At 51.6% G+C, this 25,879-nt stretch carries 24 protein-coding genes and 1 pseudogene; 14 read left to right on the top strand and 11 right to left on the bottom strand.

Annotation, left to right across the window (positions count from 1 at the left end):
- Window positions 1-14: 14 nt before the first annotated feature.
- Together asd and mscM are read left to right on the top strand one after the other, a co-directional pair.
- On the top strand, window positions 15-983 hold the full coding sequence (gene asd, locus OGV75_RS09355) for an archaetidylserine decarboxylase (RefSeq protein ID WP_016155504.1): 969 nt from the start codon (window positions 15-17) through the stop codon (window positions 981-983).
- Window positions 984-1,000: 17 nt separating this feature from the next.
- Complete coding sequence (mscM, locus tag OGV75_RS09350) at window positions 1,001-4,315, top strand: miniconductance mechanosensitive channel MscM (RefSeq protein ID WP_016151404.1); 3,315 nt, start codon at window positions 1,001-1,003, stop codon at window positions 4,313-4,315.
- 80 nt (window positions 4,316-4,395) lie between these two features.
- Here mscM and yjeM read toward each other — a convergent pair.
- Together yjeM and epmA are read right to left on the bottom strand one after the other, a co-directional pair.
- Window positions 4,396-5,898, bottom strand: a pseudogene (yjeM, locus tag OGV75_RS09345) (glutamate/gamma-aminobutyrate family transporter YjeM).
- A 213-nt stretch (window positions 5,899-6,111) separates the two neighbouring features.
- Window positions 6,112-7,089: an elongation factor P--(R)-beta-lysine ligase gene (gene epmA / locus OGV75_RS09340; protein ID WP_286480589.1), complete on the bottom strand. Its 978-nt coding sequence runs from the start codon at window positions 7,087-7,089 to the stop codon at window positions 6,112-6,114.
- A 324-nt stretch (window positions 7,090-7,413) separates the two neighbouring features.
- On the opposite strand from epmA, the gene frdA reads away from it, so the two are divergent.
- From frdA to frdD, 4 genes are read left to right on the top strand one after another with little or no spacing between them, the layout of a single operon-like run.
- The gene (gene frdA / locus OGV75_RS09335; RefSeq protein WP_016151402.1) at window positions 7,414-9,204 is read left to right on the top strand and encodes a fumarate reductase (quinol) flavoprotein subunit; all 1,791 of its coding nucleotides are present in this window, start codon (window positions 7,414-7,416) and stop codon (window positions 9,202-9,204) included.
- Window positions 9,197-9,931, top strand: coding sequence for a fumarate reductase iron-sulfur protein (frdB, locus tag OGV75_RS09330; RefSeq protein WP_006686291.1), 735 nt, complete (start codon window positions 9,197-9,199; stop codon window positions 9,929-9,931). The genes frdA and frdB overlap by 8 nt, the downstream gene beginning before the upstream one ends.
- 10 nt (window positions 9,932-9,941) lie before the next feature.
- Window positions 9,942-10,337 (top strand): fumarate reductase subunit FrdC, encoded by a 396-nt coding sequence (gene frdC / locus OGV75_RS09325; protein ID WP_016151401.1) that lies wholly within the window; start codon window positions 9,942-9,944, stop codon window positions 10,335-10,337.
- A gap of 10 nt (window positions 10,338-10,347) precedes the next feature.
- A complete protein-coding gene (gene frdD, locus OGV75_RS09320) occupies window positions 10,348-10,704 on the top strand; it encodes a fumarate reductase subunit FrdD (RefSeq protein ID WP_003025535.1) in 357 nt (118 codons plus the stop codon).
- 44 nt (window positions 10,705-10,748) lie between these two features.
- Here the strand turns inward: frdD and ampR are convergent, their stop codons facing one another.
- Window positions 10,749-11,621, bottom strand: coding sequence for a LysR family transcriptional regulator AmpR (gene ampR / locus OGV75_RS09315; protein ID WP_016151400.1), 873 nt, complete (start codon window positions 11,619-11,621; stop codon window positions 10,749-10,751).
- A gap of 131 nt (window positions 11,622-11,752) precedes the next feature.
- Between ampR and blaCMY the strand changes: the two genes are divergently transcribed.
- Window positions 11,753-12,898, top strand: a complete 1,146-nt coding sequence (gene blaCMY / locus OGV75_RS09310; protein ID WP_210591088.1) for a CMY-2 family class C beta-lactamase — start codon at window positions 11,753-11,755, stop codon at window positions 12,896-12,898.
- 93 nt (window positions 12,899-12,991) lie between these two features.
- Complete coding sequence (locus OGV75_RS09305; RefSeq protein WP_103766922.1) at window positions 12,992-13,525, top strand: lipocalin family protein; 534 nt, start codon at window positions 12,992-12,994, stop codon at window positions 13,523-13,525.
- On the opposite strand, the gene sugE is transcribed toward OGV75_RS09305, so the two are convergent.
- A complete protein-coding gene (gene sugE, locus OGV75_RS09300) occupies window positions 13,522-13,839 on the bottom strand; it encodes a quaternary ammonium compound efflux SMR transporter SugE (RefSeq protein ID WP_286480588.1) in 318 nt (105 codons plus the stop codon). The two genes, OGV75_RS09305 and sugE, sit on opposite strands and share 4 nt — an antisense overlap.
- A 256-nt stretch (window positions 13,840-14,095) precedes the next feature.
- Here sugE and OGV75_RS09295 point away from each other — a divergent pair, with 256 nt between their 5' ends.
- Window positions 14,096-14,695, top strand: coding sequence for a helix-turn-helix transcriptional regulator (locus tag OGV75_RS09295; protein WP_046275848.1), 600 nt, complete (start codon window positions 14,096-14,098; stop codon window positions 14,693-14,695).
- 30 nt (window positions 14,696-14,725) lie between these two features.
- Here OGV75_RS09295 and ecnB read toward each other — a convergent pair whose 3' ends face one another.
- The 3 genes from ecnB to efp all read right to left on the bottom strand — a co-directional run bounded on the left by ecnB (window position 14,726) and on the right by efp (window position 15,738).
- Window positions 14,726-14,872: a lipoprotein toxin entericidin B gene (gene ecnB / locus OGV75_RS09290; RefSeq protein WP_016151395.1), complete on the bottom strand. Its 147-nt coding sequence runs from the start codon at window positions 14,870-14,872 to the stop codon at window positions 14,726-14,728.
- Between the two features lie 107 nt (window positions 14,873-14,979).
- The gene (ecnA, locus tag OGV75_RS09285; RefSeq protein ID WP_016151394.1) at window positions 14,980-15,114 is read right to left on the bottom strand and encodes a lipoprotein antitoxin entericidin A; all 135 of its coding nucleotides are present in this window, start codon (window positions 15,112-15,114) and stop codon (window positions 14,980-14,982) included.
- Window positions 15,115-15,171: 57 nt separating this feature from the next.
- Window positions 15,172-15,738, bottom strand: coding sequence for an elongation factor P (efp, locus tag OGV75_RS09280; RefSeq protein WP_003025478.1), 567 nt, complete (start codon window positions 15,736-15,738; stop codon window positions 15,172-15,174).
- Window positions 15,739-15,779: 41 nt separating this feature from the next.
- On the opposite strand from efp, the gene epmB reads away from it, so the two are divergent.
- Both epmB and yjeJ read left to right on the top strand, forming a co-directional pair.
- A complete protein-coding gene (gene epmB, locus OGV75_RS09275; RefSeq protein ID WP_286480587.1) occupies window positions 15,780-16,808 on the top strand; it encodes an EF-P beta-lysylation protein EpmB in 1,029 nt (342 codons plus the stop codon).
- Between the two features lie 183 nt (window positions 16,809-16,991).
- Window positions 16,992-17,855 carry a YjeJ family protein gene (gene yjeJ, locus OGV75_RS09270; RefSeq protein WP_286480586.1) on the top strand — a complete coding sequence of 288 codons (864 nt, stop codon included), beginning with the start codon at window positions 16,992-16,994 and terminating at the stop codon, window positions 17,853-17,855.
- Between the two features lie 86 nt (window positions 17,856-17,941).
- Here yjeJ and OGV75_RS09265 read toward each other — a convergent pair whose 3' ends face one another.
- From OGV75_RS09265 to OGV75_RS09255, 3 genes are all read right to left on the bottom strand, one after another.
- A complete protein-coding gene (locus tag OGV75_RS09265) occupies window positions 17,942-18,295 on the bottom strand; it encodes a DUF4156 domain-containing protein (RefSeq protein ID WP_016151391.1) in 354 nt (117 codons plus the stop codon).
- A gap of 251 nt (window positions 18,296-18,546) precedes the next feature.
- Window positions 18,547-20,193, bottom strand: a complete 1,647-nt coding sequence (groL, locus tag OGV75_RS09260; protein WP_003025464.1) for a chaperonin GroEL — start codon at window positions 20,191-20,193, stop codon at window positions 18,547-18,549.
- 43 nt (window positions 20,194-20,236) lie between these two features.
- The gene (locus OGV75_RS09255; protein ID WP_000027827.1) at window positions 20,237-20,530 is read right to left on the bottom strand and encodes a co-chaperone GroES; all 294 of its coding nucleotides are present in this window, start codon (window positions 20,528-20,530) and stop codon (window positions 20,237-20,239) included.
- A 275-nt stretch (window positions 20,531-20,805) separates the two neighbouring features.
- On the opposite strand from OGV75_RS09255, the gene yjeH reads away from it, so the two are divergent.
- Window positions 20,806-22,071 (top strand): L-methionine/branched-chain amino acid transporter, encoded by a 1,266-nt coding sequence (gene yjeH / locus OGV75_RS09250; protein WP_019078188.1) that lies wholly within the window; start codon window positions 20,806-20,808, stop codon window positions 22,069-22,071.
- A 48-nt stretch (window positions 22,072-22,119) separates the two neighbouring features.
- On the opposite strand, the gene OGV75_RS09245 is transcribed toward yjeH, so the two are convergent.
- Window positions 22,120-22,596 carry an FxsA family protein gene (locus OGV75_RS09245; RefSeq protein WP_016151389.1) on the bottom strand — a complete coding sequence of 159 codons (477 nt, stop codon included), beginning with the start codon at window positions 22,594-22,596 and terminating at the stop codon, window positions 22,120-22,122.
- A 338-nt stretch (window positions 22,597-22,934) separates the two neighbouring features.
- Between OGV75_RS09245 and aspA the strand changes: the two genes are divergently transcribed.
- Entirely contained in the window at window positions 22,935-24,371 is a 1,437-nt protein-coding gene (aspA, locus tag OGV75_RS09240; protein ID WP_016151388.1) for an aspartate ammonia-lyase, read from the top strand.
- Between the two features lie 115 nt (window positions 24,372-24,486).
- Window positions 24,487-25,788 (top strand): anaerobic C4-dicarboxylate transporter DcuA, encoded by a 1,302-nt coding sequence (gene dcuA / locus OGV75_RS09235; protein ID WP_016151387.1) that lies wholly within the window; start codon window positions 24,487-24,489, stop codon window positions 25,786-25,788.
- Window positions 25,789-25,879: the final 91 nt, after the last annotated feature.

Raw genomic sequence — 25,879 nt, 5'->3', positions numbered from 1 at the left:
GCCTGGAGGCTACCTTGTTAAACTCATTTAAGCTTTCGCTACAATACATTCTGCCGAAACTATGGCTCACTCGCCTAGCGGGTTGGGGTGCGAGCAAACGAGCAGGATGGCTGACTAAACTGGTTATCGATCTGTTCGTGAAATATTACAAGGTCGATATGAAAGAGGCGCAAAAGCCGGACACCGCCAGCTATCGTACCTTTAACGACTTCTTTGTTCGCCCACTGCGCGACGACGTTCGCCCGATTAACACCGATCCAAACGTACTGGTCATGCCTGCTGACGGCGTGATTAACCAGTTAGGAAACATCGAAGAAGACAAACTGCTGCAGGCCAAAGGACACAGCTATACCCTTGAAGCACTGCTGGCCGGCAACTACCAGATGGCGGACAAATTCCGCAACGGTACGTTTGTGACCACTTACTTATCTCCACGCGATTACCACCGTGTACATATGCCGTGTAACGGTATCCTGCGTGAAATGATGTACGTGCCAGGCGATCTCTTCTCTGTAAATATCCTGACTGCGCAAAACGTTCCAAACCTGTTTGCACGCAACGAACGCGTAATCTGTCTGTTTGATACCGAATTTGGCCCGATGGTGCAGATTCTGGTCGGCGCGACCATCGTCGGCAGTATTGAAACCGCATGGGCTGGCACCATTACCCCACCGCGTGAAGGCGTCATCAAACGCTGGACCTGGCCGGAAGGTGAAAGCGAAGGGTCGGTGGCGCTGCTGAAAGGTCAGGAAATGGGCCGCTTTAAGCTCGGTTCCACCGTTATCAACCTGTTCGCGCCTGGCAAAGTTAACCTGGTTGAGCAGTTGCAGGACCTTTCAGTGACCAAAATCGGCCAGCCAATGGCCATCTCGACCGAGACATTCGTGACGCCAGAGGCAGAACCAGCCCCGCTTGCGAAAGAAGAGATTGAAGCAGAACACGACGCCAGCCCGCTGGTTGACGACAAAAAAGACGAAAGTTAAACATAGGAATCGCTGCTGTGCGCCTGATTATCACTTTTCTGATGGCCTGGTGCCTCAGCCTGGGGGCGTACGCTGCGACGGCCCCCGATGCCAAACAACTCACCCAGGAACTGGAGCAGGCAAAAGCGGCGAAACCTGCTCAGCCAGAAACCGTTGAGGCTCTCCAGTCCGCGCTGAATGCCCTCGAGGAGCGTAAAGGTTCTCTCGAGCGTGCCCAGCAATATCAGCAGGTTATTGATAACTTCCCCAAGCTGTCCGCAACATTACGCGCGCAGCTTAGCAACCTGCGCGACGAACCGCGCAATGTGCCAACCGGACTCACCACCGATGCGTTAAACCAGGAGATCCTCCAGGTCAGCAGCCAACTGTTGGAAAAGAGTCGTCAGGCCCAGCAGGAGCAGGATCGCGCCCGGGAAATCGCCGACTCGTTAAGCCAGCTTCCTCAACAGCAAACCGATGCTCGCCGCCAGCTAAATGAGCTTGAGCGACGTATCGGTACCGCCAACTCTAATCCCGCGCAGAATCAGGCGATGCAGGCTGAATCCGCCAAACTCAAAGCCCTGGTCGATGAACTGGAGCTGGCGCAGCTTTCCGCTAATAACCGCCAGGAACTGGCGCGTATGCGCTCAGAGCTGGCGGAAAAACAGAGCCAGCAACTCGATACTTACCTGCAGGCTTTGCGCAACCAGCTCAACAGTCAACGTCAGCGTGAGGCAGAGCGAGCGCTGGAAAGCACCGAACTGTTGGCGGAAAACAGCGCGGGACTGCCGGAAGGTATTGTCGACCAGTTCAAGGTTAACCGCGAACTGTCTCAGGCATTAAACCAGCAGGCGCAACGTATGGACCTGGTCGCCTCGCAACAGCGTCAAGCCGCCAGCCAAACGCTACAGGTGCGCCAGGCATTGAATACGCTGAGAGAGCAGTCTCAGTGGCTTGGGGTCTCAAATATGCTGGGAGAAGCGCTGCGCGCGCAGGTATCCCGTTTACCGGAAATGCCCAAGCCTCAGCAGTTGGATACCGAAATGGCGCAGCTTCGCGTGCACCGTATGCGCTATGAGGATCTCCTCAACAAACAGCCGCAGTTGCGTCAGATTCATCAGGCCGATGGACAACCGCTGACCGCTGAACAGAGCAGCATTCTCAACGCCCAGTTACGCACCCAACGTGAGCTGCTGAACTCTTTGTTACAGGGTGGCGATACGCTGATCCTTGAGCTGACCAAGCTCAAAGTCTCTAATAGCCAACTGGAAGATGCGCTAAAAGAGGTCAACGAAGCAACGCACCGCTATCTGTTCTGGACCTCGGACGTTAGCCCCATCTCCCTCTCCTGGCCTGTCGACATCGTCCAGGATCTGCGGCGTCTGATCTCATTAGATACGTTTAATCAGTTGGGCAAAGCCAGCATCATGATGCTGACCAGCAAAGAAACGCTGCTGCCGCTTTTCGCGGCATTGGTGCTGGTTGGCTTTAGCCTCTCTTCGCGCAAACACTTCACCCGTTTTCTGGAGCGTTCATCTGCGCGGGTCGGGAAAGTCACCCAGGACCACTTCTGGCTGACGATACGCACGGTGTTCTGGTCGATACTCGTCGCTTCTCCGTTGCCGGTGCTGTGGGCAACGCTCGGTTACGGATTGCAGGAAGCCTGGCCTTATCCATTAGCTGTCGCTATCGGGGATGGCGTTACCGCCACGGTGCCCATGCTGTGGGCAGTAATGATTTGCGCCACCTTTGCGCGCCCCAACGGTCTGTTCATTGCCCACTTTGGCTGGCCGCGTAACCGCGTCGCGAAAGCCATGCACTATTACCTGATGAGTATCGGGCTGATTGTGCCGCTGATCATGGCGGTGATTATGTTTGATAATCTCAATGACCGGGAATTCTCCGCCTCACTGGGGCGTCTGTGCTTTATTCTGATTTGCGGTGCGCTGGCGGTCGTGACCCTGAGCCTGAAACGCGCCGGGATACCGCTGTACCTCGATAAAGAAGGCAACAGCGATAACATGGTCAACAGCATGCTGTGGAATATGCTGATGGGCGCACCGCTGATTGCCATTCTCGCTGCGGCAGTGGGCTATCTCGCCACGTCGCAAGCTTTACTGGCGCGTCTGGAAACGTCCGTAGCTATCTGGTTCTTGTTACTGGTGGTGTATCACGTTATCCGCCGCTGGATGCTGATCCAGCGCCGCCGACTGGCGTTTGACCGCGCCAAGCATCGACGTGCCGAAATGCTGGCGCAGCGCGCACGGGGTGAAGAAGAACCAGCGCATTCCACCAGCCTTGAAGGCACGATTGATGTTGATGAAAGCGAAGTGGATCTGGATGCTATCAGCGCGCAATCACTGCGCCTGGTGCGCTCTATCCTGATGCTTATCGCCCTGCTCTCGGTCATTGTGCTGTGGTCAGAAATTCATTCCGCTTTCGGCTTCCTGGAAAACATCTCGTTGTGGGATGTCACCTCCACGGTGCAGGGTGTGGAAAGTTTAGAGCCGATAACGCTGGGTGCGGTGCTTATCGCAATCCTGGTGTTTATCATCACTACCCAGTTAGTGCGCAACCTGCCCGCGCTGCTGGAGCTGGCGCTGCTGCAACATCTCGATTTAACCCCCGGCACCGGTTACGCCATCACCACCATCACCAAGTACCTGCTGATGCTGATTGGCGGTCTGGTTGGCTTCTCAATGATCGGTATTGAGTGGTCCAAACTGCAATGGCTGGTAGCGGCTCTCGGTGTCGGTCTGGGCTTTGGTTTGCAGGAGATCTTCGCCAACTTTATTTCCGGCCTGATTATCCTCTTTGAAAAGCCAATCCGCATTGGCGACACGGTGACGATTCGCGATCTTACCGGTAGCGTGACGAAAATTAATACCCGCGCCACGACCATCAGCGACTGGGACCGCAAAGAGATCATCGTGCCCAACAAAGCCTTTATCACCGAGCAGTTTATCAACTGGTCGTTATCTGATTCGGTCACCCGTGTGGTATTAACCATCCCGGCACCGTCGGAGGCTAACAGCGAGGAGGTTACGCAGATCCTGCTTACTGCCGCACAACGCTGCTCGCTGGTTATCGATAACCCGGCGCCAGAAGTCTTCCTGGTTGACCTGCAGCAAGGGATTCAAATCTTCGAACTGCGTATTTATGCCGCTGAGATGGGGCATCGTATGCCGCTGCGCCACGAAATCCACCAGCTGATTCTGGCTGGCTTCCGTGAGCACGGTATCGATATGCCGTTCCCACCGTTCCAGATGCGTCTGGAGAGCCTCGGCGGTAAGCAAACGGGAAGAACCTTAAGTTCTGCGGGCAGAAGCAGTCGCCCGGCGGGGAGTTTGTAAACAAAAATGATGCCGGATGGCAGCTTCGCCGAATCCGGCCTACGAAGAATCATTTTTGTAGGCCGGATTCAGCAGGAAGTTTACTCCACCGCCCACTCAGGCTCGTTGGCCGTGCGGCGGCTGTAGTTCTGATAAATCGCCATTGCCAACAGCGAGAAGAAGATCGGGCCTCCGGTCATCCACAATGCGCTGTTCCAGTCCCCAGCTTCAATCACCGGCTGGATGATGGTGAACAAATTGGCAAACGTCACCACCAGCACAACCACAGATGTGGCCAGTAACGTCGCCGCTCGGGTTTTAAAGACAACAAACGGTCTTTCCAGGCCCGTACGGGCTTTAAAGAACGGAAACGCCAGCGCGAGGAACAGATACGGTAGCGTCATCGAGACGTTCGCCATCAGCGTCAGTTTGTTATAGAACGCTGAAGCCGTATCGCCGCCAAACGAAACCAGCAGGATAAACAGGCTCACCAGCAGGCACTGCAACCACATTGCCGTCGTCGGCATCCCCACGGCATTCAGTTTGGTCATCGGCGCTGGCCACAGCGCCTTCGGCGTTCCCTGAATAATCGCTTTTAGTGGCGAATAGCTGAGCGTGAAAAAAGCGCCGGTATAGGCGAGAAACATAGAAAGCCCGGTGATACGCGCGAACCACACCCCCGTCACCATCGCGGTTTCAGGAGAAACATGCAGCGCGTTACCTAACGTCATCCCGAGGCTTTTCATCAGGATATACGTTATATTGCCGAGGTTGACCGAGCTATTGCTTAATACTTGCTGCCAGTTGGTGCTAACGCCCCATAAAAATATGGCCAGTGAATAACCGACAGAAATGACAATCGCGGCAAAGACAATGCCTTTCGCAAAGTTCTTTTCTGGCTTTTCTGTTTTATCAACTAATCCACCCACGGCTTCTATTCCGCCGTAAGCAAAAATAGCAAACACAACAAATGACAACATGGCCAGACCGGACTGATATCCCGGATTAGGCGAGGAGATGAAATTAATATCCTGCGCAAAGTGACCACCAGTTAATAACAAAATAGCGACACTCACTAACAACAGAACTAAATTAAGACACATTACGGCAATTCCGCCTACTGCCGTAATACGAGCAATCTTATTAATACCCCGGGAGGCCACGCAGGTTACCAGAATCATCCAACCGACGGCGAGCAACCCGACGACCTGCGTAGGCTCAAGCCCCGCAAAACGCCAGTGCTGCGTCATGTCTGCGCCAAATAAGAAGGTTGAAAAAGGTACCCAAACTTTCGCTGCGGTGCTTACCATCCATATCACATAGGAAGAAAATCACATAAACGTGCCGATAAACGCATAGCGTGGCCCAACGCTATTATTCATCCACGAATAGATTCCGCCCTCTTCTTTCCGATAGGCAGCCCCCATTTCCGCCATCATTAAAGCAAATGGGATAAAGAATAATAATGCAGAAAATATATACCACGGAATCGCGCTATACCCCATTAGATAGAATGCGGAGGGGCTATTCGCAAAACCGAAAACAGACGTAAATATCATGAGGATGAGACCTATAAGGCTCATCTTTTTTATTGTTTGGGTCATTAAACCATCCCTTACTCTGGCAAGCGTTTAACAAACGCCACTCACCGGTTGGCACTGCCCTCTTTTCAGAGTTCAGCGATAGAAAAATCAACACAGAATTGATACCTGAACGATATCAAATATCCAGGAGTAAATTGTGGCTATTAGAGGGTAAATGAAAAAATATGCTACAAAGTGGCTATTTCACCGCCACTTTGTATTGAAGGAGAGACGTTACGCGCGATCGACGGTAAATGCGATAACCTCGGCCAGGCTCTCTGCACCCAGCGCCAGCATCACCAGACGGTCAACGCCCAGCGCCACGCCAGAGCAATCCGGCATACCCACTTTTAACGCTTCAAGCAGGTTGGAGTCGATAGGCTGCTGCGGCAAGCCACGCGCGGCACGTTTGCGGTTATCCTGTTCAAACCGCTGCTGCTGTTCGCGCGCGTCGGTCAATTCATGGAAACCATTCGCCAGCTCAATACCTTTGTAGTAAACCTCGAAACGTTCAGCCACGCGGTGATCTTCGGTACTGATTTGCGCCAGTGATGCCTGGCTGGCCGGGAAATGATACACAAACGTCGGTTTGTCTTTGCCAATATGCGGCTCAACGCCCATCGTAAACAGCAACTGCAGTAAGGTGTCCCGGTCTTCTTCGGTATCGGCGATATTACTGAGATCCAATTTCGCCGCCACTTCCCGCAGTTGGGTTTTATCAGCAGACAGCGGGTCTATCTCCAGATGGCGCTGGAAGGCTTGCTGGTAAGAGAGACTTTCCGCAGGTGAGCAGTCCAGCACCTGCTGGAGCAAATCATCCACTTCATTCATCAGGCGATACATATCGTAGTGCGGACGATACCACTCGAGCATGGTGAATTCAGGGTTATGATGACGCCCCATCTCTTCATTACGGAAGCTGCGGCACAATTGATACACCGGGCCGCATCCTGCCACCAGCAGGCGCTTCATATGGTATTCCGGGCTGGTCATTAAATAGAGATTCATTCCCTGGGCGTGTCCAGGGCCGACGAAACGCGTTTCGAACGGGAACAGATGGATGTCCGTTACCGTTGCCTGACTCATACAAGGGGTCTCAACCTCAAGCACGCCACGATCGGCAAAAAAGCGGCGAATCTCCGCTATAATTGCTGCACGTTTTAACAGATTGGGGATGGACGCGCTCGGCTGCCAGGTTGCCGTTTCGCTCATGGTTGTTTCTCCGATTTAAGACAAGGGCACGAAGTCTACTCGTATCGCGTTAACGAGACAAATTTCGCGCGCCAATAATCCACACTGGCAATTGGATAAAAAAAGCGACATGGGGTGGTTTAGTAATTAAATTAATCAAATTCAATGATAATTCCCCCCTTTGACACGCTAAAAAAATCGAACACGTCAAATTTCCCGCACATCCCTGAGACTATACTATTGTACCTATAAAGGAGCAGTGGAAACGCGTTCATAACCTGTTTGAAGCCGATGAAGCATCTGATTTCAGGCAGGAATGAAATAACAACAATCTGGAGGAATGTCGTGCAAACCTTTCAAGCCGATCTTGCCATTATAGGCGCCGGTGGCGCGGGATTACGTGCTGCAATTGCTGCCGCACAAGCAAATCCCAACGCTAAAATCGCACTGATCTCAAAAGTGTACCCAATGCGCAGCCATACCGTTGCTGCCGAAGGCGGCTCTGCTGCTGTCGCGCAGGATCATGACAGCTTTGACTACCATTTTCACGATACGGTAGCAGGCGGAGACTGGCTGTGTGAGCAGGATGTCGTGGATTACTTTGTCCACCACTGCCCAACTGAAATGACGCAACTGGAACAATGGGGCTGCCCATGGAGCCGCCGTGAAGACGGTAGCGTCAACGTACGTCGCTTCGGCGGTATGAAAATCGAGCGTACCTGGTTTGCCGCGGATAAAACCGGCTTCCACATGTTGCATACGCTGTTCCAAACATCTTTGCAGTTCCCGCAGATTCAGCGCTTTGACGAACACTTCGTTCTGGATATCCTGGTTGATGATGGCCATGCTCGCGGCCTGGTTGCCATGAACATGATGGAAGGCACGCTGATGCAGATCCGTGCTAATGCTGTTGTGATGGCAACGGGCGGCGCAGGTCGTGTTTACCGTTACAACACCAACGGCGGCATCGTAACTGGCGACGGTATGGGCATGGCGCTGAGCCATGGCGTTCCGCTGCGTGATATGGAATTCGTTCAGTATCACCCGACGGGTCTGCCAGGCTCTGGTATCCTGATGACCGAAGGCTGCCGTGGTGAAGGCGGTATCCTGGTCAACAAAAACGGCTACCGTTATCTGCAAGACTACGGCATGGGTCCGGAAACCCCGCTGGGCGAACCGAAAAACAAATACATGGAACTCGGTCCGCGCGACAAAGTTTCTCAGGCTTTCTGGCACGAATGGCGTAAAGGCAACACCATTTCCACCCCGCGTGGCGATGTGGTTCACCTCGACCTGCGTCACCTCGGCGAGAAAAAACTGCTCGAACGTTTACCGTTCATCTGCGAACTGGCGAAAGCCTACGTGGGTGTCGATCCGGTTAAAGAGCCGATCCCGGTACGTCCTACCGCGCACTACACCATGGGCGGTATCGAAACCGATCAGCACTGTGAAACCCGCATTAAAGGTCTGTTCGCTGTGGGCGAATGTTCCTCTGTTGGTCTGCATGGCGCTAACCGTCTGGGTTCTAACTCCCTGGCGGAACTGGTGGTCTTCGGTCGTATGGCCGGTGAACAGGCTGCAGAACGTGCTGCAACGGCTGGCGCTGCAAACAGTGCCGCGCTCGATGCGCAGGTTGCTGGCGTTGAAAAACGTCTGAAAGATCTGGTTAACCAGGAAGGTAACGAAAACTGGTCTAAGATCCGTGACGAAATGGGCCTGTCCATGGAAGAAGGTTGCGGTATCTACCGTACACCGGAACTCATGCAGAAAACCGTTGATAAACTGGCGGAGCTGCAGGAACGCTTCAAGCGCGTACGTATCACTGATACCTCCAGCGTCTTCAACACCGACCTACTGTACACCATCGAACTGGGTCACGGTCTGAACGTTGCTGAATGTATGGCGCACTCTGCTCTGGCGCGTAAAGAATCCCGCGGCGCGCATCAGCGTCTGGATGAAGGCTGCACCGAGCGTGACGATGTGAACTTCCTCAAACACACCCTCGCCTTCCGCGATGCTGACGGCACGACTCGCCTGGAATACAGCGACGTGAAAATCACCACTCTGCCACCGGCTAAACGTGTTTACGGTGGCGAAGCGGAAGCAGCCGATAAGAAGGAGAAGGCGAATGGCTGAGATGAAAAACCTGAAAGTTGAGGTGGTGCGCTATAACCCGGAAACCGATACCGCGCCGCACAGTGCTTTCTACGAAGTTCCTTATGATGAAACCACGTCATTGCTGGATGCGTTGGGCTACATCAAGGATAACCTGGCACCGGACCTGAGCTACCGCTGGTCCTGCCGTATGGCGATCTGCGGCTCCTGCGGCATGATGGTCAACAATGTACCTAAACTGGCGTGCAAAACCTTCCTGCGTGATTACACCAACGGCATGAAGGTTGAAGCGCTGGGCAACTTCCCGATTGAGCGCGATCTGGTCGTTGACATGACGCACTTTATCGAAAGCCTGGAAGCGATCAAACCGTACATCATCGGTAACCCGCGTACACCGGATCAGGGTCCAAACACCCAGACTCCGGCGCAAATGGCGAAGTATCATCAGTTCTCCGGTTGCATCAACTGTGGTCTGTGCTACGCCGCGTGCCCGCAGTTCGGCCTGAACCCAGAGTTCATTGGACCGGCTGCGATTACGCTGGCGCATCGTTACAACGAAGATAGCCGCGACCACGGTAAGAAGGAGCGTATGGCTCAGTTGAACAGCCCGAACGGTGTCTGGTCCTGTACTTTTGTGGGCTACTGCTCCGAAGTCTGCCCGAAACACGTCGATCCGGCTGCGGCCATTCAGCAGGGTAAAGTTGAAAGTTCAAAAGACTTTCTTATCGCTACCCTGAAACCACGCTAAGGAGTGCACGATGACGACTAAACGCAAACCCTATGTGCGACCAATGACGTCCACCTGGTGGAAAAAGCTGCCATTTTATCGTTTTTACATGCTGCGCGAAGGCACGGCGGTTCCGGCAGTCTGGTTCAGCATTGAACTGATTATCGGCCTGTTTGCACTCAAGCATGGTGCAGAGTCCTGGATGGGCTTTGTCGCCTTTTTGCAAAACCCGGTGGTGGTGATCCTGAATATTATCGCCCTGGCAGCAGCGCTGCTGCATACCAAAACCTGGTTTGAGCTGGCGCCAAAAGCTGCCAACATCATCGTAAAAGACGAAAAAATGGGGCCAGAGCCGATCATCAAAGGTCTCTGGGCAGTTACTGTGGTTGCGACAGTAGTAATACTGTTTGTTGCCCTGTTCTGGTAAGGAGTCCGGAATGATTAATCCAAATCCAAAACGCTCTGACGAACCCGTATTCTGGGGCCTGTTTGGTGCAGGCGGTATGTGGAGCGCAATCATTGCGCCGGTGATGATCCTGCTGGTTGGCATTATGCTGCCGCTGGGCTTTGTTCCTGATGCTTTCAGCTATGAACGCGTACTGGCATTCGCTCAGAGCTTCATCGGACGTGCGTTTCTGTTCCTGATGATCGTTCTGCCGCTGTGGTGTGGTTTACACCGTATGCACCACGCGATGCATGACCTGAAAATCCATGTGCCTGCGGGCAAATGGGTATTCTACGGACTGGCAGCTATCCTGACCGTTGTAACGGCTATTGGGATCCTGACCATCTAATCGCATGCGTTAATTATCAGGCCCGCCAATGGCGGGCCTTTTTATTAGTGCAGCATCCCGGTCAACCAGCGGGAAAACTCACGCATCGCGGACGTCTCCGGACGAGATTGTAAACGCGTTATCCAGTAACTCCCCAGATCAATCTGCGTTAGAAAAGGCTGCACGATACGTTCACTACTGAGCAAATGCGTGAACATTCTTACCGGTGCAATTGCCACACCAATCCCCGCCTGCGCGGCTTCCAGCATTGAGACGGACGAGTCAAACACCACCACGTTGTGCGTCGGTGACGGAGGCGCTTCTCCGGCGGCCTGCATCCAAAGCGTCCATTCATCACGCCGATACGATCGTAATAACGGAAATTTCAGGATGTCCACAGGTGCTTTAATCTGCGAGGCCAATGTCGGTGAACACAGCGGAGACATCAGCGCGCTACACAAATATTGCGCATCGGTATCGTGCCAGGCTCCTCCTCCGTAGCGAATAGTATAATCCAGCCCTTCGGCGGCGGGATCCACACGGTTATTGTGGGTGGAGATATGCAAATCAATATGCGGACAGTGGCGCTTAAAGTCGCTCAACAGAGGGAAAAGACAGCCGACCGCAAAGGTCCCCACCACGCCAATTTTTAGTTTTTCCTGAGTCTGTTTAGTGGCAAAACGATCCAGCATCCCCGCCATACGATCGAAAGAGTCATTAAGTACAGGTAACAGACTTTCCCCTTCAGTCGTCAACATTAACCCTCGAGAACCACGCACAAAAAGCTGACAATTCAGCTGTTGCTCCAGCGCTTTCACATGTTGGCTTATTGCAGAATGCGTCACGTTGAGCTCAATTGCAGCGCGGGTAAAGCTGAGATGTCTGGCCGCTGCTTCAAAAGCCCGCAGCGAGTTAAGAGGGATATAGCTACGCGTCATTATCTGGCCTGTTAGAAAAACTTATATCTGCTGCTAAATTTAACCGTTTGTCAACACGGTGCAAATCAAACACACTGATTACGTCTGACGGGCCCGGACACCCTTTCGCTTTTAATTACGGAACTGATTTCATGATGAAAAAATCGATATGCTGCGCGCTGCTGCTGACAGCTTCTTTCTCCACGTTTGCCGCCGCAAAAACAGAACAACAAATTGCCGATATCGTTAACCGCACCATCACACCGCTGATGCAGGAGCAGGCAATTCCGGGCATGGCCGTTGCGATTATCTATCAGGGGAAACCTTATTACTTTACCTGGGGTAAAGCCGATATCGCCAATAACCGTCCAGTCACTCAACAAACGCTGTTTGAACTCGGTTCGGTCAGTAAAACGTTCAACGGCGTGCTGGGCGGCGATGCTATCGCCCGCGGCGAAATTAAGCTCAGCGATCCGGTCACGCAGTACTGGCCTGAACTGACTGGTAAGCAGTGGCAGGGTATCAGCCTGCTGCACTTAGCCACCTACACGGCAGGCGGCCTGCCGCTTCAGGTTCCGGACGACGTTACGGATAAAGCCGCGTTACTACGCTTTTATCAAAACTGGCAGCCGCAATGGGCCCCAGGCGCTAAACGTCTTTATGCTAACTCCAGCATTGGTCTGTTTGGCGCCCTGGCGGTGAAACCCTCGGGCATGAGCTACGAAGAGGCGATGACCAAACGCGTCCTGCACCCCTTAAAACTGGCGCATACCTGGATTACGGTTCCGCAGAGCGAACAAAAAGATTATGCCTGGGGTTATCGCGAAGGAAAACCTGTGCATGTATCCCCTGGCCAACTTGATGCTGAAGCCTACGGGGTGAAATCGAGCGTTATCGATATGACCCGTTGGGTTCAGGCCAACATGGACGCCAGCCAGGTTCAGGAGAAAACGCTCCAGCAGGGCATCGAGCTTGCGCAGTCACGTTACTGGCGTGTTGGCGATATGTACCAGGGCCTGGGTTGGGAGATGCTGAACTGGCCGGTGAAGGCCGATTCGATAATTAGCGGTAGCGACAGCAAAGTGGCACTGGCAGCGCTTCCTGCCGTTGAGGTAAACCCGCCCGCGCCTGCCATGAAAGCCTCATGGGTGCATAAAACGGGCTCCACTGGCGGATTCGGCAGCTATGTTGCTTTCGTTCCAGAAAAAAACCTTGGCATCGTGATGCTGGCAAACAAGAGCTACCCAAACCCTGTTCGCGTCGAGGCCGCCTGGCGCATTCTTGAAAAACTGCAGTAACGGACAAGGAGGCCCTGGATATTGGGCTTCCTTTCTTTCTCTCTTTTTCCTGCTGTCATCTACACTTAACAAAAATCCAGCAAGGAAAATCCCATGCGCATTCTGCCCGTCGTTGCTGCAGTTACGGCTGCATTTCTGGTTGTCGCTTGCAGCACCCCAACCCCCCCGAAAGGTGTTACCGTAGTAAATAACTTTGATGCCAAACGCTATCTGGGCACCTGGTATGAAATTGCGCGTTTCGACCATCGATTCGAGCGCGGACTGGAAAAAGTGACTGCTACCTACAGCCTGCGCGACGACGGCGGTATCAATGTTATTAACAAGGGCTATAACCCGGACAGAGGAATGTGGCAGAAAACGGAGGGGAAAGCCTACTTCACTGGCGACCCAAACCGCGCTGCGCTCAAGGTCTCGTTTTTTGGCCCCTTTTATGGCGGGTATAACGTGATTGCCCTCGACAGGGAATATCGTCACGCGCTGGTTTGCGGGCCGGATCGCGACTACCTGTGGATCCTTTCACGGACCCCTACTATTTCAGATGAAATGAAACAGCAAATGCTGGCCATCGCGACCCGGGAAGGGTTTGAGGTGAATAAGCTGATTTGGGTAAAACAGCCTGGCGCTTAGTGGGTGCTCAGCTTGAGGCCAATAATACCGGCAACAATCAGCCCGAGGCTCAGTAACCGCGCCGGGCTGGCAGATTCACCCAGCAGCAGAATCCCTGTAATGGCCGCCCCGACTGCGCCGATACCGGTCCATACTGCATAGGCGGTTCCTACAGGCAACGTACGCATTGCCCAGGAGAGCATGGCGATACTGACAATCATTGCCACAATAGTGATAATGCTTGGCGTCAAACGCGTAAAACCGTGGGTATATTTCAGGCCAATCGCCCAGACAACTTCGAGCAGACCTGCAATTAATAAAAAGATCCAGGACATATCAGGCTCCAGAACAATGGGGCCGTCCCCGGTGAAAGAAGCGTTTGCAGGTCGTCCTGCAAAGCTGATGTGTGAAATGGCATTTTTGCCCGAGAGAAAATGAATTTCAACCTTTTTATTCGCTGCCCGCTAAAAGCAAGAATTAAGCATAATTAGCGGCGTAGTTCCCGCATTTGGCACTCATCGGAGTTCTCTATGATGAAGGGCTTTCTGAATCCAGAAAGTCGATTGCCTCTCTTCTGAATGCGAAAAAGTTATGCTTAAAATTTTAGTGATTGACCGGTGCCACTTTACCCGCACAGGGATTGAGGCCTTGCTTAATCATTCTGGCAGGTTCAGCTCCTCATTTCTTGTGTCAGGGATCAATAATCTCCTGTTAGCAAAAGAGCATATTTTGCAGTGGAAGCCGCATCTGGTGATCGCGGATTTATACAGTTTTATTAGCGAGACGCATACCAGTCCGCCAATTAAACCCTTTTTCATGAGCTGCGGCGTCATCCCGCTGATTTTACTGCAATCAGTTGAAAGACAGCACACCTCAATGGCTTCCTCTCAATCCGTCGCCTATTCGGTCTTAACCAAGCACACCACGCTGAACGCGCTCTCACACACGATTCAGGAGGCGCTACAGCTTCGCCCCACATTAGAAATAGCCGAAAACGCGACTCCGCTGCTTACGCCGCAGGAGGAGAAAGTATTGTCGATGTGGATGGATGGTGTGAGTAACAATGCGATAGCCGCCGCACTCAGCATTCATGGCAAGACGGTCTACACCTATAAACGGAATATCCGCATGAAACTGCACATGGGGAACCGCTTCTCGCCGTTTCTCTCACTCCCCGGGAAGGGGAATTAACGGTACGACGTGACGTCGTACCGTTCATGATTATTGTTGAGCTTTTGTCGCTGCACCAGAGATTGCGCTACCGCCTTCAGAGATATCCTGCCCAACACCTTTCGTGGTATTGCACGCAGTCAACACTGAAGAAAGAACCAACACAGAAAAGATCGCAGCAATTGTCTTTTTAACCATAACGTCTTCCTTTTCTAGCCAATATTGTTTGTGTATAGCTCATTAATAATAGACAAGATCCGCAAGTGTGATGGATAAACAACCGTTTTTAAGACTATGAGAGAGTGTTAGCTGGCGGCGTGAGAGATTGAATTGCCAAGATGTTTGATGTCTTCACCGAAGCCGCGCGCGGTATTACAACCCGCCAGGAGAGTGCTGGTGAAAAGGATGAGCATTACAAGACTGAGAAGACGTTTCATCATTCCTGCCCTGGAAAAAGTATGGCGCAGCAACCTGCGCCATAAGATCAAATAGATATCTTATTTTACGCGAGAAACGTATTCGCCGGAGCGAGTATCCACTTTGATCACTTCACCGATCTGTACGAACAGCGGAACTTTAACGACTGCGCCAGTAGACAGAGTAGCCGGTTTGCCGCCAGTACCAGCGGTATCGCCTTTCAGACCTGGGTCAGTTTCAACGACTTCCAGCTCAACGAAGTTTGGCGGAGTGACGGAGATCGGCTGACCGTTCCACAGGGTCACGATGCATTCAGCCTGGTCCAGCAGCCATTTAGCGTTATCGCCTACCGCTTTCTCGTCTGCAGCCAGCTGTTCGAAAGTGGTGTTATTCATAAAGTGCCAGAACTCACCGTCGCTATACAGGAAGGTCAGGTTCATGTCGGCTACGTCTGCGCCTTCAGCGGAATCGGTAGACTTGAAGGTTTTCTCTACGCGAGTACCGGTCAGCAGGCGACGCAGCTTAACGCGCGCAAATGCCTGGCCTTTACCTGGTTTAACGAATTCGCTGGCTTCAACCGCATAAGGTTCGCCGTCCAACATGATTTTAAGACCAGCACGAAAATCGTTGCTATAGTACGTTGCCATAAGGCCCTCTGAAAATTGTTAACTGGTAGCTAAGCCACAAAATGGCGCATATTGTAACCCTAAATACCCCATCCAGAGAAGATTGGTTATCGCAACTTGCCGATGTTGTGACCGATCCTGATGAACTTCTGCATCTTTTGAATATAGACGCAGATGAAAAACTGTTGGCCGGACGCGACGCGAGACGACTTTTCGCCCTGCGCGTACCGCGCGCCTTTATTGCTCGTATGGAAAAAGGCAATCCGGACGATCCGCTTTTGCGTCAGGTAATTACTTCCCAGGAAGAGTTTGTTGCTGCACCTGGCTACTCGACCGATCCGCTGGAAGAACAGCACAGCGTGGTCCCCGGTTTGCTGCATAAATATCGCAATCGGGCGCTGTTGTTGGTTAAAGGCGGTTGCGCGGTAAATTGTCGCTATTGCTTCCGCCGACACTTCCCGTATGCCGAAAACCAGGGCAATAAGCGCAACTGGCAGGTCGCCCTGGACTACATTAGCGCGCATCCTGAGCTGGATGAGATTATCTTCTCCGGTGGTGATCCGCTAATGGCCAAGGACCATGAACTGGACTGGTTACTCACGCAACTGGAAGCCATCCCGCACATTAAGCGTCTGCGCATTCACAGCCGTTTGCCGATTGTGATCCCCGCGCGCATTACTGAAGGACTGGTCCAGCGCTTTGCGCGCTCCTCCCTGCAGGTTCTGCTGGTCAACCACATTAACCACGCCAATGAGGTCGATGAGGCGTTTCACCAGGCGATGGTCCGACTGCGTACCGCTGGCGTCACGCTACTCAACCAAAGCGTTTTGCTGCGTGGCGTGAACGATAACGCACAAACGCTGGCGAACCTGAGCAACGCCCTGTTTGATGCGGGGGTGATGCCCTATTACCTGCACGTGCTGGACAAAGTGCAAGGTGCCGCCCACTTTATGGTCAGCGACGATGAGGCACGTCACATTATGCGTGAACTGCTGACGTTGGTTTCCGGCTATATGGTCCCCAAACTGGCGCGTGAAATTGGCGGAGAGCCAAGTAAAACGCCGTTGGATCTGCAACTACGCCAACAATAACCATTATTGAGTGTCCGATTCCGGACACTCACCACGATTACTTATTATTTAAATCCTCACAAGTGGAGCCACGCTTTTAATCTGTGCTATTTTAATTAGCGCTATAAAGTCATTAATTCATAATTTGTATAATTAGAGCAAAATCCAGAATATTAATAAATATATGGTTAGGGAGAACCTTTTATGGCTATAAGTATTAAGGGCATCAATACCGGTGTTATTCGTCAAAAGAATGAATTTATTGCTTTAGCATTAAAGATAAAAGAACCAAGGAATAAAGCGTCGTTATTTTTTCTTTCTCCGCTTGGGCTAAGAGATCTGCTTATCGCCCTGGAAAGCAGGCTATCCGTCAAACATAAGCTTAGCGAAGCAGAGCATGCGCAATATGAGAAGGAATGCGATAAAGTCAGCCAAAAGATGCACGAAAATATTCCTTTGATTCAGGAAGATGAGCTAAAAAATGCCGACATTAATCGTCGCATAAATTCGCTGATGTTAGTGGATGACAAAGGCGAAAACTTAACATTTTCTCTGACACTGCATGATGGACAAACGTGTGAATTACTGATTAATGAACTACAGATTCGGGTGCTGATCCATGCTGTTATTCATGCAATAAATAATGCTGGCATGCGGGAATTAGCGCTACGAATTACATCGCTGCTGGATTTCCTGCCGCTGTACGATGTTGATTGCCGGGCAAACGACAATCTGGAATACGACTCTTATACGCACCCGGAATGGAAACAAAGCCTGTTTAATCATTATCTGGCGATTATTTACCGCTATACGGATGATCAAGGAAAAGCCCAGTTCTGTGGTTCGGTAGTAAAAACTCGCGCCCCTTCCGGCAGCAAAGAGGCCGAAGCCATTACTCGCCGTCTTCTCGATTTCAGCCCACGGCTGAAAAAGCTTGCTGGTGTACCGTGCCAGGTGTTTGTCAGAACGTTGACGGGTGATAAGGCGCAAAAGCTCAATCAGGATCAGTGCCTGCGCGCGCTGCATCATTTACGCGCTCAGTCTGTGCATAACGCTCAAAATGCCTGATGTTTCTGCGCTTATCAGGCCGACGAATTTGTATCGTAGGCCTGATAAGACGTTGTAGCGTCGCCATCAGGCATCAACAGTATTTATCAATTTGGGCACTTATAAACCTGCCCAGTCATTTCACTGGCAGTAGGAACAAAGCTGGACAGCATTCCCTGTGATGGGCTGCTGACGCCATAAATCACGTTACCACCCATTGCCGCAGCCTGGTTACGCAGATCGTTTGCTGCGCCACGCATAGAGCCACCCTCTTCGCCGTGCTGGCCAGAAAGCCAGTTGCTTTGCGTACCGGTTGCAGTGCCAATCAGTTGACACTCTGCGCCAGGCTTCTCTTCGACGAAGCGTACGCTTTGCCCGGCTGAACTCAGTTCGTTGCTGGAGCTACAACCCGCCATCAGTAGCGCGGCACCAACGATCCCTGCTAAATATTTCACGTGCATGTCATTCCCCATAATCAATGAGCTGGACGTTATGTCCGTAGCTGAATCATATACTAAAAAGATGACCAAAAGAAAAACCCCCGGACATTTCTGCCCGAGGGTTTCTCATTTTTCGCGAGATACGTATTTAATCAAATAATTCAAGTTGCAGGCAGGCGGCAGGTTCTGAATCCCCCAGTGCTTACATGAGTAAGTGACTGGGGTAAACGAACGCAGCCAATGAACCTGCGGCTTGAAGTATGAAGATTAAATTACATCATGCCGCCCATTCCACCCATGCCGCCCATACCACCAGCAGCACCTAAGTCAGGCGCATCGCCTTTCGGCAGGTCAGTAACCATGCACTCGGTGGTGATCATCAGACCCGCAACAGAAGCCGCGTACTGCAGAGCTGAACGCGTTACTTTGGTTGGATCCAGGATACCCATGTCGATCATGTTACCGTATTCTTCAGTTGCAGCGTTGTAACCGTAGTTACCGTCACCCGCTTTCACGGTGTTAGCCACTACAGACGGCTCTTCGCCGCAGTTCAGTACGATTTGACGCAGCGGAGATTCCATTGCGCGCAGCGCAACTTTGATACCTACGTTCTGGTCTTCGTTCTGACCTTTCAGACCGGCAATCTTAGACGCTACGCGAATCAGCGCAACACCACCACCAGCAACCACGCCTTCTTCTACCGCAGCACGAGTCGCGTGCAGGGCATCTTCAACGCGGGCTTTCTTCTCTTTCATTTCAACTTCAGTCGCAGCACCAACTTTGATAACCGCAACGCCGCCTGCCAGTTTCGCTACGCGCTCCTGCAGTTTTTCACGGTCGTAGTCGGAAGTTGCTTCTTCGATCTGCTGACGAATCTGAGTCACGCGACCCTGGATTGCAGCTTCGTCACCCACGCCATCAATGATGGTGGTGGTGTCTTTGTTGATAACAACGCGTTTCGCCTGACCCAGATCTTCCAGAGTTGCTTTTTCCAGCTCCATACCGATCTCTTCAGAGATAACAGTACCACCGGTCAGGGTAGCGATATCCTGCAGCATCGCTTTACGACGGTCGCCGAAGCCAGGCGCTTTAACCGCCGCGACTTTCACGATACCGCGCATAGTGTTAACAACCAGAGTTGCCAGCGCTTCGCCTTCAACATCTTCAGCGATGATCAGCAGTGGTTTACCGGCTTTTGCTACTGCTTCCAGCACCGGCAGCATTTCGCGGATGTTGGAGATTTTCTTGTCAGCCAGCAGGATGAACGGGCTTTCCAGTTCTACTGCGCCAGTTTCCGGCTTGTTGATGAAGTAAGGAGACAGGTAACCACGGTCGAACTGCATACCTTCAACCACGTCCAGTTCGTCCTGCAGACCGGTACCGTCTTCAACGGTGATCACGCCTTCTTTACCGACTTTGTCCATCGCTTCAGCGATCAGTTTACCTACGGTTTCGTCGGAGTTAGCGGAGATAGTACCAACCTGAGCAATAGCTTTAGAGTCAGAGCACGGTACGGACAGTGCTTTCAGTTCTTCAACGGCAGCAGCGACAGCTTTGTCGATACCACGTTTCAGATCCATCGGGTTCATGCCCGCAGCAACGGCTTTCAGACCTTCAGTGATGATAGACTGCGCCAGTACGGTTGCGGTGGTGGTACCGTCGCCTGCAGCGTCGTTCGCTTTAGAGGCAACTTCTTTCACCATCTGCGCCCCCATGTTTTCGAACTTGTCTTCCAGTTCGATTTCACGGGCTACGGAAACACCATCTTTAGTGATGGTCGGTGCACCGAAAGATTTATCCAGAACTACGTTACGGCCTTTTGGACCGAGGGTAACTTTCACTGCATCTGCCAGTACGTTTACGCCGCGCAGCATTTTCACACGAGCGTCGTTACCGAATTTTACGTCTTTAGCTGCCATTTTCTCTTTCCCTTAAATTCGTATGTTCAGTGTCGTTCGCGGATTAGGCTTCAACAATTGCCAGGATGTCACTTTCAGACATGATCAACACTTCTTCATTGTCGATCTTCTCAGATTTAACACCGTAGCCATCGTTGAAAATAACGATATCGCCGACTTTAACGTCCAGCGGCTGTACGGTACCGTTGTCCAGGATGCGGCCCTTACCGACAGCGATGATTTCGCCACGAGTTGATTTACCTGCTGCAGAACCGGTCAGTACGATGCCGCCAGCAGATTTAGATTCAACTTCTTTACGTTTGACGATCACACGATCATGTAACGGACGAATACTCATTGATAGCTCTCCTTTGAGAAAGTCTTTATCAGTTATGGGTGACGCCGGCCCGTGAACGGTTTCCCGGCTAGTGACCAGAGAAATGGGGATGGGGCTTTGTACCTTCAAGGGGGCAAGCGAAAAAAAATTTATATCAGCAGAAAATTCCGTCAAAACGCCGACGCGCATCACATTTTATAACGATTTCAGTCACGTCGTCATAAGCAAATACGATTGTGATACCATCAAAAATCTGCGCTGTAGCCCGGTCAATGGGCATAACCGGATAACAACTTATGAGCGGACTGAAACAAGAGCTGGGACTGGCTCAGGGCATTGGCCTGTTGTCGACATCATTGCTAGGTACAGGCGTTTTCGCCGTCCCTGCGCTAGCCGCGCTGGTGGCTGGCAACAACAGCCTGTGGGCCTGGCCGGTGCTGATTGTTTTAGTCTTTCCCGTGGCGATTGTCTTTGCCGTACTGGGTCGTCATTTTCCCAGCGCGGGTGGCGTGGCGCATTTTGTTGGTATGGCCTTTGGCTCACGCCTGGAGCGCGTCACCGGATGGCTATTTTTGTCGGTGATTCCCGTCGGCTTGCCTGCGGCATTACATATTGCCGCCGGATTTGGTCAGGCGATGTTTGGCTGGCATGACGAACAGCTTCTGTTGGCAGAGCTCGGTACGCTGGCATTGGTTTGGTATATCGGCTCCCACGGTGCCAGCTCTAGCGCTAATCTGCAAACGGTCATTGCCGGATTGATTGTTGCCCTCATTGTCGCCATCTGGTGGGCAGGCGATGTGAAACCTGGCGAAATCCCCTTCCCTGCGATAACCGAGATTGAGCTCCCCGGACTGTTCGCCGCGCTGTCGGTGATGTTCTGGTGTTTTGTTGGCCTTGAAGCGTTTGCCCATCTGGCATCTGAATTCAAAAACCCGGAGCGGGATTTCCCGCGCGCGCTGATGATCGGCTTGCTGTTGGCGGGCTCTGTTTATTGGGCATGCACCGTCGTCGTGCTTCATTTTGGCGCCTACGGTGAGCAAATGGCGGCGGCGGCCTCACTGCCAGAGATCGTCGTGCAGTTATTTGGCGTACAGGCACTGTGGGTCGCCTGCATCATTGGTTATCTGGCCTGTTTTGCCAGTCTCAACATTTATATTCAAAGTTTCGCCCGGCTGGTCTGGTCGCAAGCGCAATATAAGCCGGAAAGTCATCTGGCGCGTCTGTCACCCCGTCACCTTCCGCGCAATGCGCTAAACGCCGTATTGGGCTGCTGCGTGATCAGTACGTTGTGCATCTATATGCTGAAAATCAATCTCGATGCGTTAATCATCTATGCTAACGGCATCTTTATTATGATTTATTTGCTGTGCATGCTGGCGGGATGTCGATTACTGAAAGGGCATTATCGCATGCTGGCGGTCATTGGCGGTCTACTGTGTCTGCTGCTGTTGGCAATGGTTGGCTGGAAGAGCCTGTATGCGCTGATTATGCTGGCAGGGCTGTGGCTGTTTTTACCCCGCAGGCCGGATAAGGCGACGTTGACGCCGTCATCCGGCAGATAAGCATTTTGCCGGATGGTGCTCACGCTTATCCGGCCCGCATACTGATGCTTAATCCCGAGGATCGTCTTTATGATCAATACGGTTGCGATCGTCGTCTTTGCGCTGAAATTCGCCATCAAAGGTCTCACCGCCACCGGTTCCGGCGCTAAAACCACCGCCCGGCATACGCGAAAAACGCAAATGCGGCAGCAGTTTCATCGTCAGATGTTTTTGCACCGGGGGTAATAAAAGAAGAAGACCGAGGAAATCGGTGAAAAAACCGGGCAGTACCAACAGCAGACCAGCAATGATCAGCGACACGCTCTTGATCATTTCTGCAGCCGGACTTTCACCAGCCGCCATTTTTTGTTGCATCAGTAAAAAGTTTTTAAATCCCTGGTTACGAACCAGAGACATACCGATAACCGACGTAAAAATAACCAAAATCAGCGTCATCAGGACACCCAGGACATGGGCAACCTGAATAAAAATAGATATCTCTATGTAAACATAGAGAAAAATGGCAAGTAATGGTATCCAGCGCAAAGGGTTCTCCTGTCAATAACAGTCGTTTTTTTCAACGCCTGCCCGATGAATTATGTGACTCGCATCAATTAGATGTTGAGGTGGTTAGCAAAATTTCAAGTCGCTTGTACACTTATTTTTAGTATTAATCCTAAAGGGGTGATCCATTTCACAGAATAATAAATAAGGGGTAAATTCCACGCTTTAAGTGATCCAGATTACGGTAGAAATCCTGAACCAGCATATGATCTCGAGTATCAGACCGATGCAGGGGATAATCGTCGGTCGAGAAACAATCGAAATCACATATATCCTGTGTGTTTAGTCAAATCATTGGCAGCTTGAAAAAGAAGGTTCACATGTTAAACAACATTCGTATCGAAGAAGACTTGTTGGGTACCAGGGAAGTTCCAGCGGACGCCTACTACGGTGTTCACACTCTGAGAGCGATTGAAAACTTCTACATTAGCAACAACAAAATCAGCGACATTCCTGAATTTGTTCGCGGTATGGTAATGGTTAAAAAGGCAGCGGCAATGGCCAACAAAGAGCTGCAAACCATTCCTAAGAGTGTGGCAAATGCCATCATCGCGGCGTGTGATGAAGTCCTGAATAACGGAAAATGCATGGATCAATTCCCGGTAGATGTTTACCAGGGTGGTGCGGGTACCTCCGTCAACATGAACACCAACGAAGTGCTGGCCAATATCGGTCTGGAACTGATGGGTCACCAGAAAGGTGAATATCAGTACCTGAACCCGAACGACCACGTTAACAAATGTCAGTCTACCAACGACGCTTACCCAACTGGCTTCCGTATCGCGGTATACGCATCCATCATCAAACTGATCGATGCCCTGAACCAGCTGCGTGAAGGCTTCGAACAAAAAGCTGTTGAATTCCAGGACATCCTGAAAATGGGCCGTACCCAGCTGCAGGATGCTGTACCGATGACCCTCGGTCAGGAATTCCATGCTTTCAGCGTACTGTTGAAAGAAGAAGTGAAAAACATTAGCCGTACCGCTGAGCTGCTGCTGGAAGTTAACCTCGGTGCAACTGCAATCGGTACGGGTCTGAACACGCCGAAAGAATACTCCCCGCTGGCAGTACAGAAACTGGCTGAAGTCACTGGCTTCGCCTGTGTTCCGGCAGAAGACCTGATTGAAGCAACTTCTGACTGCGGCGCATACGTTATGGTTCACGGCGCACTGAAACGTCTGGCTGTTAAGATGTCCAAAATCTGTAACGACCTGCGTTTGCTCTCCTCTGGCCCACGTGCTGGTCTGAACGAGATCAACCTGCCGGAACTGCAGGCTGGTTCTTCTATCATGCCAGCAAAAGTGAACCCAGTTGTTCCAGAAGTCGTAAACCAGGTTTGCTTTAAAGTCATCGGTAACGACATCACCGTTACTATGGCATCTGAAGCTGGTCAGCTGCAGCTGAACGTAATGGAGCCGGTCATTGGCCAGGCAATGTTTGAATCCATTCACATTCTGAGCAATGCTTGCTACAACCTGCTGGAAAAATGCGTTAGTGGTATCACTGCTAACAAAGAAGTCTGTGAAGCGTTTGTATTCAACTCCATCGGCATCGTTACTTACCTCAACCCGTTCATCGGTCACCACAACGGCGACATCGTCGGTAAAATTTGTGCCGAAACCGGTAAGAGCGTACGTGAAGTTGTCCTGGAACGCGGTCTGTTGACCGAGTCTGAACTGGACGATATCTTCTCTGCACAGAACCTGATGCACCCTGCTTATAAAGCAAAACGTTATACTGATGAAAGCGAACAGTAATCGTGTAGGGTAGTACCAGAGAAGGCACGTCATGATGACGTGCCTTTTTTCTTACTCGAAGTTACTTAAAAACAACAATTTAATATCAACTTGTTAAACAACAAGGAAGGCTAATATGATAGTTTTAGAACTTATCATCGTTTTGCTGGCAATCTTTTTAGGTGCCAGACTTGGGGGTATCGGTATTGGATTTGCAGGTGGGCTGGGTGTTCTGGTTCTTGCCGCTATTGGCGTAAAACCAGGTAATATTCCGTTCGATGTTATTTCCATTATCATGGCGGTTATCGCTGCCATCTCTGCCATGCAGATTGCCGGTGGTCTGGACTATCTGGTTCATCAAACTGAAAAACTGCTGCGTAAAAACCCGAAATACATCACGATCCTTGCACCAATCGTGACCTATTTCCTGACTATCTTTGCCGGTACCGGCAACATCTCTCTGGCAACTCTGCCGGTTATCGCTGAAGTCGCGAAGGAACAAGGTATCAAACCTTGCCGTCCGCTCTCTACCGCAGTGGTTTCTGCACAGATTGCGATTACGGCGTCGCCAATCTCCGCAGCTGTGGTTTACATGTCTTCCGTAATGGAAGGTCATGGCATCAGCTACATTCACCTGCTGTCCGTGGTCATTCCGTCCACTCTGCTGGCCGTTCTGGTGATGTCCTTCCTGGTAACGATGCTGTTCAACTCCAAACTGTCTGACGACCCGATTTACCGTAAGCGTCTGGAAGAAGGTTTGGTTGAACTGCGTGGTGAAAGACAAGTTGAAATCAAAGCTGGCGCGAAAACCTCCGTTTGGTTGTTCCTGCTGGGCGTGATTTGCGTAGTTGTATACGCCATCATCAACAGCCCAAGCCTCGGCCTGGTCGCTAAACCGCTGATGAACACCACCAACGCAATCCTGATCATCATGCTGAGCGTCGCGACGCTGACTACGATCGTCTGCCGCGTTGAAACTGACTCCATCCTGAACTCCAGCACCTTTAAAGCGGGTATGAGCGCCTGTATTTGTATCCTGGGTGTTGCATGGCTGGGTGATACCTTCGTATCTCACAACATTGACTGGATCAAAGATACTGCAGGTAGCGTAATTCAGGGTCATCCGTGGTTGCTGGCTGTCATCTTCTTCTTTGCTTCTGCGCTGCTGTACTCTCAGGCTGCAACTGCTAAAGCACTGATGCCGATGGCTCTGGCTCTGAACGTTTCCCCACTGACTGCTGTTGCGTCTTTCGCAGCTGTTTCTGGCCTGTTCATTCTGCCAACCTACCCAACGCTGGTTGCGGCGGTGCAGATGGATGACACCGGTACAACCCGCATCGGTAAATTCGTCTTTAACCATCCGTTCTTCATCCCGGGTACTCTGGGCGTGCTTTTGGCTGTCTGCTTCGGCTTCTTGCTGGGCAGCTTCATGCTGTAAAACTTTACTGCAGGGTGCCTTCGCGCCCTGCAGTTCCTCCTCCTCATCATCCCGCTTTAACTAACATCCTTCCCTCGTCCGTTGTATAGTG

It is taken from the genome of Citrobacter sp. Cb028 (genome assembly GCF_030336705.1).
Classification (GTDB): domain Bacteria; phylum Pseudomonadota; class Gammaproteobacteria; order Enterobacterales; family Enterobacteriaceae; genus Citrobacter; species Citrobacter braakii.
This window is presented reverse-complemented; position numbering and strand designations above follow the sequence as displayed.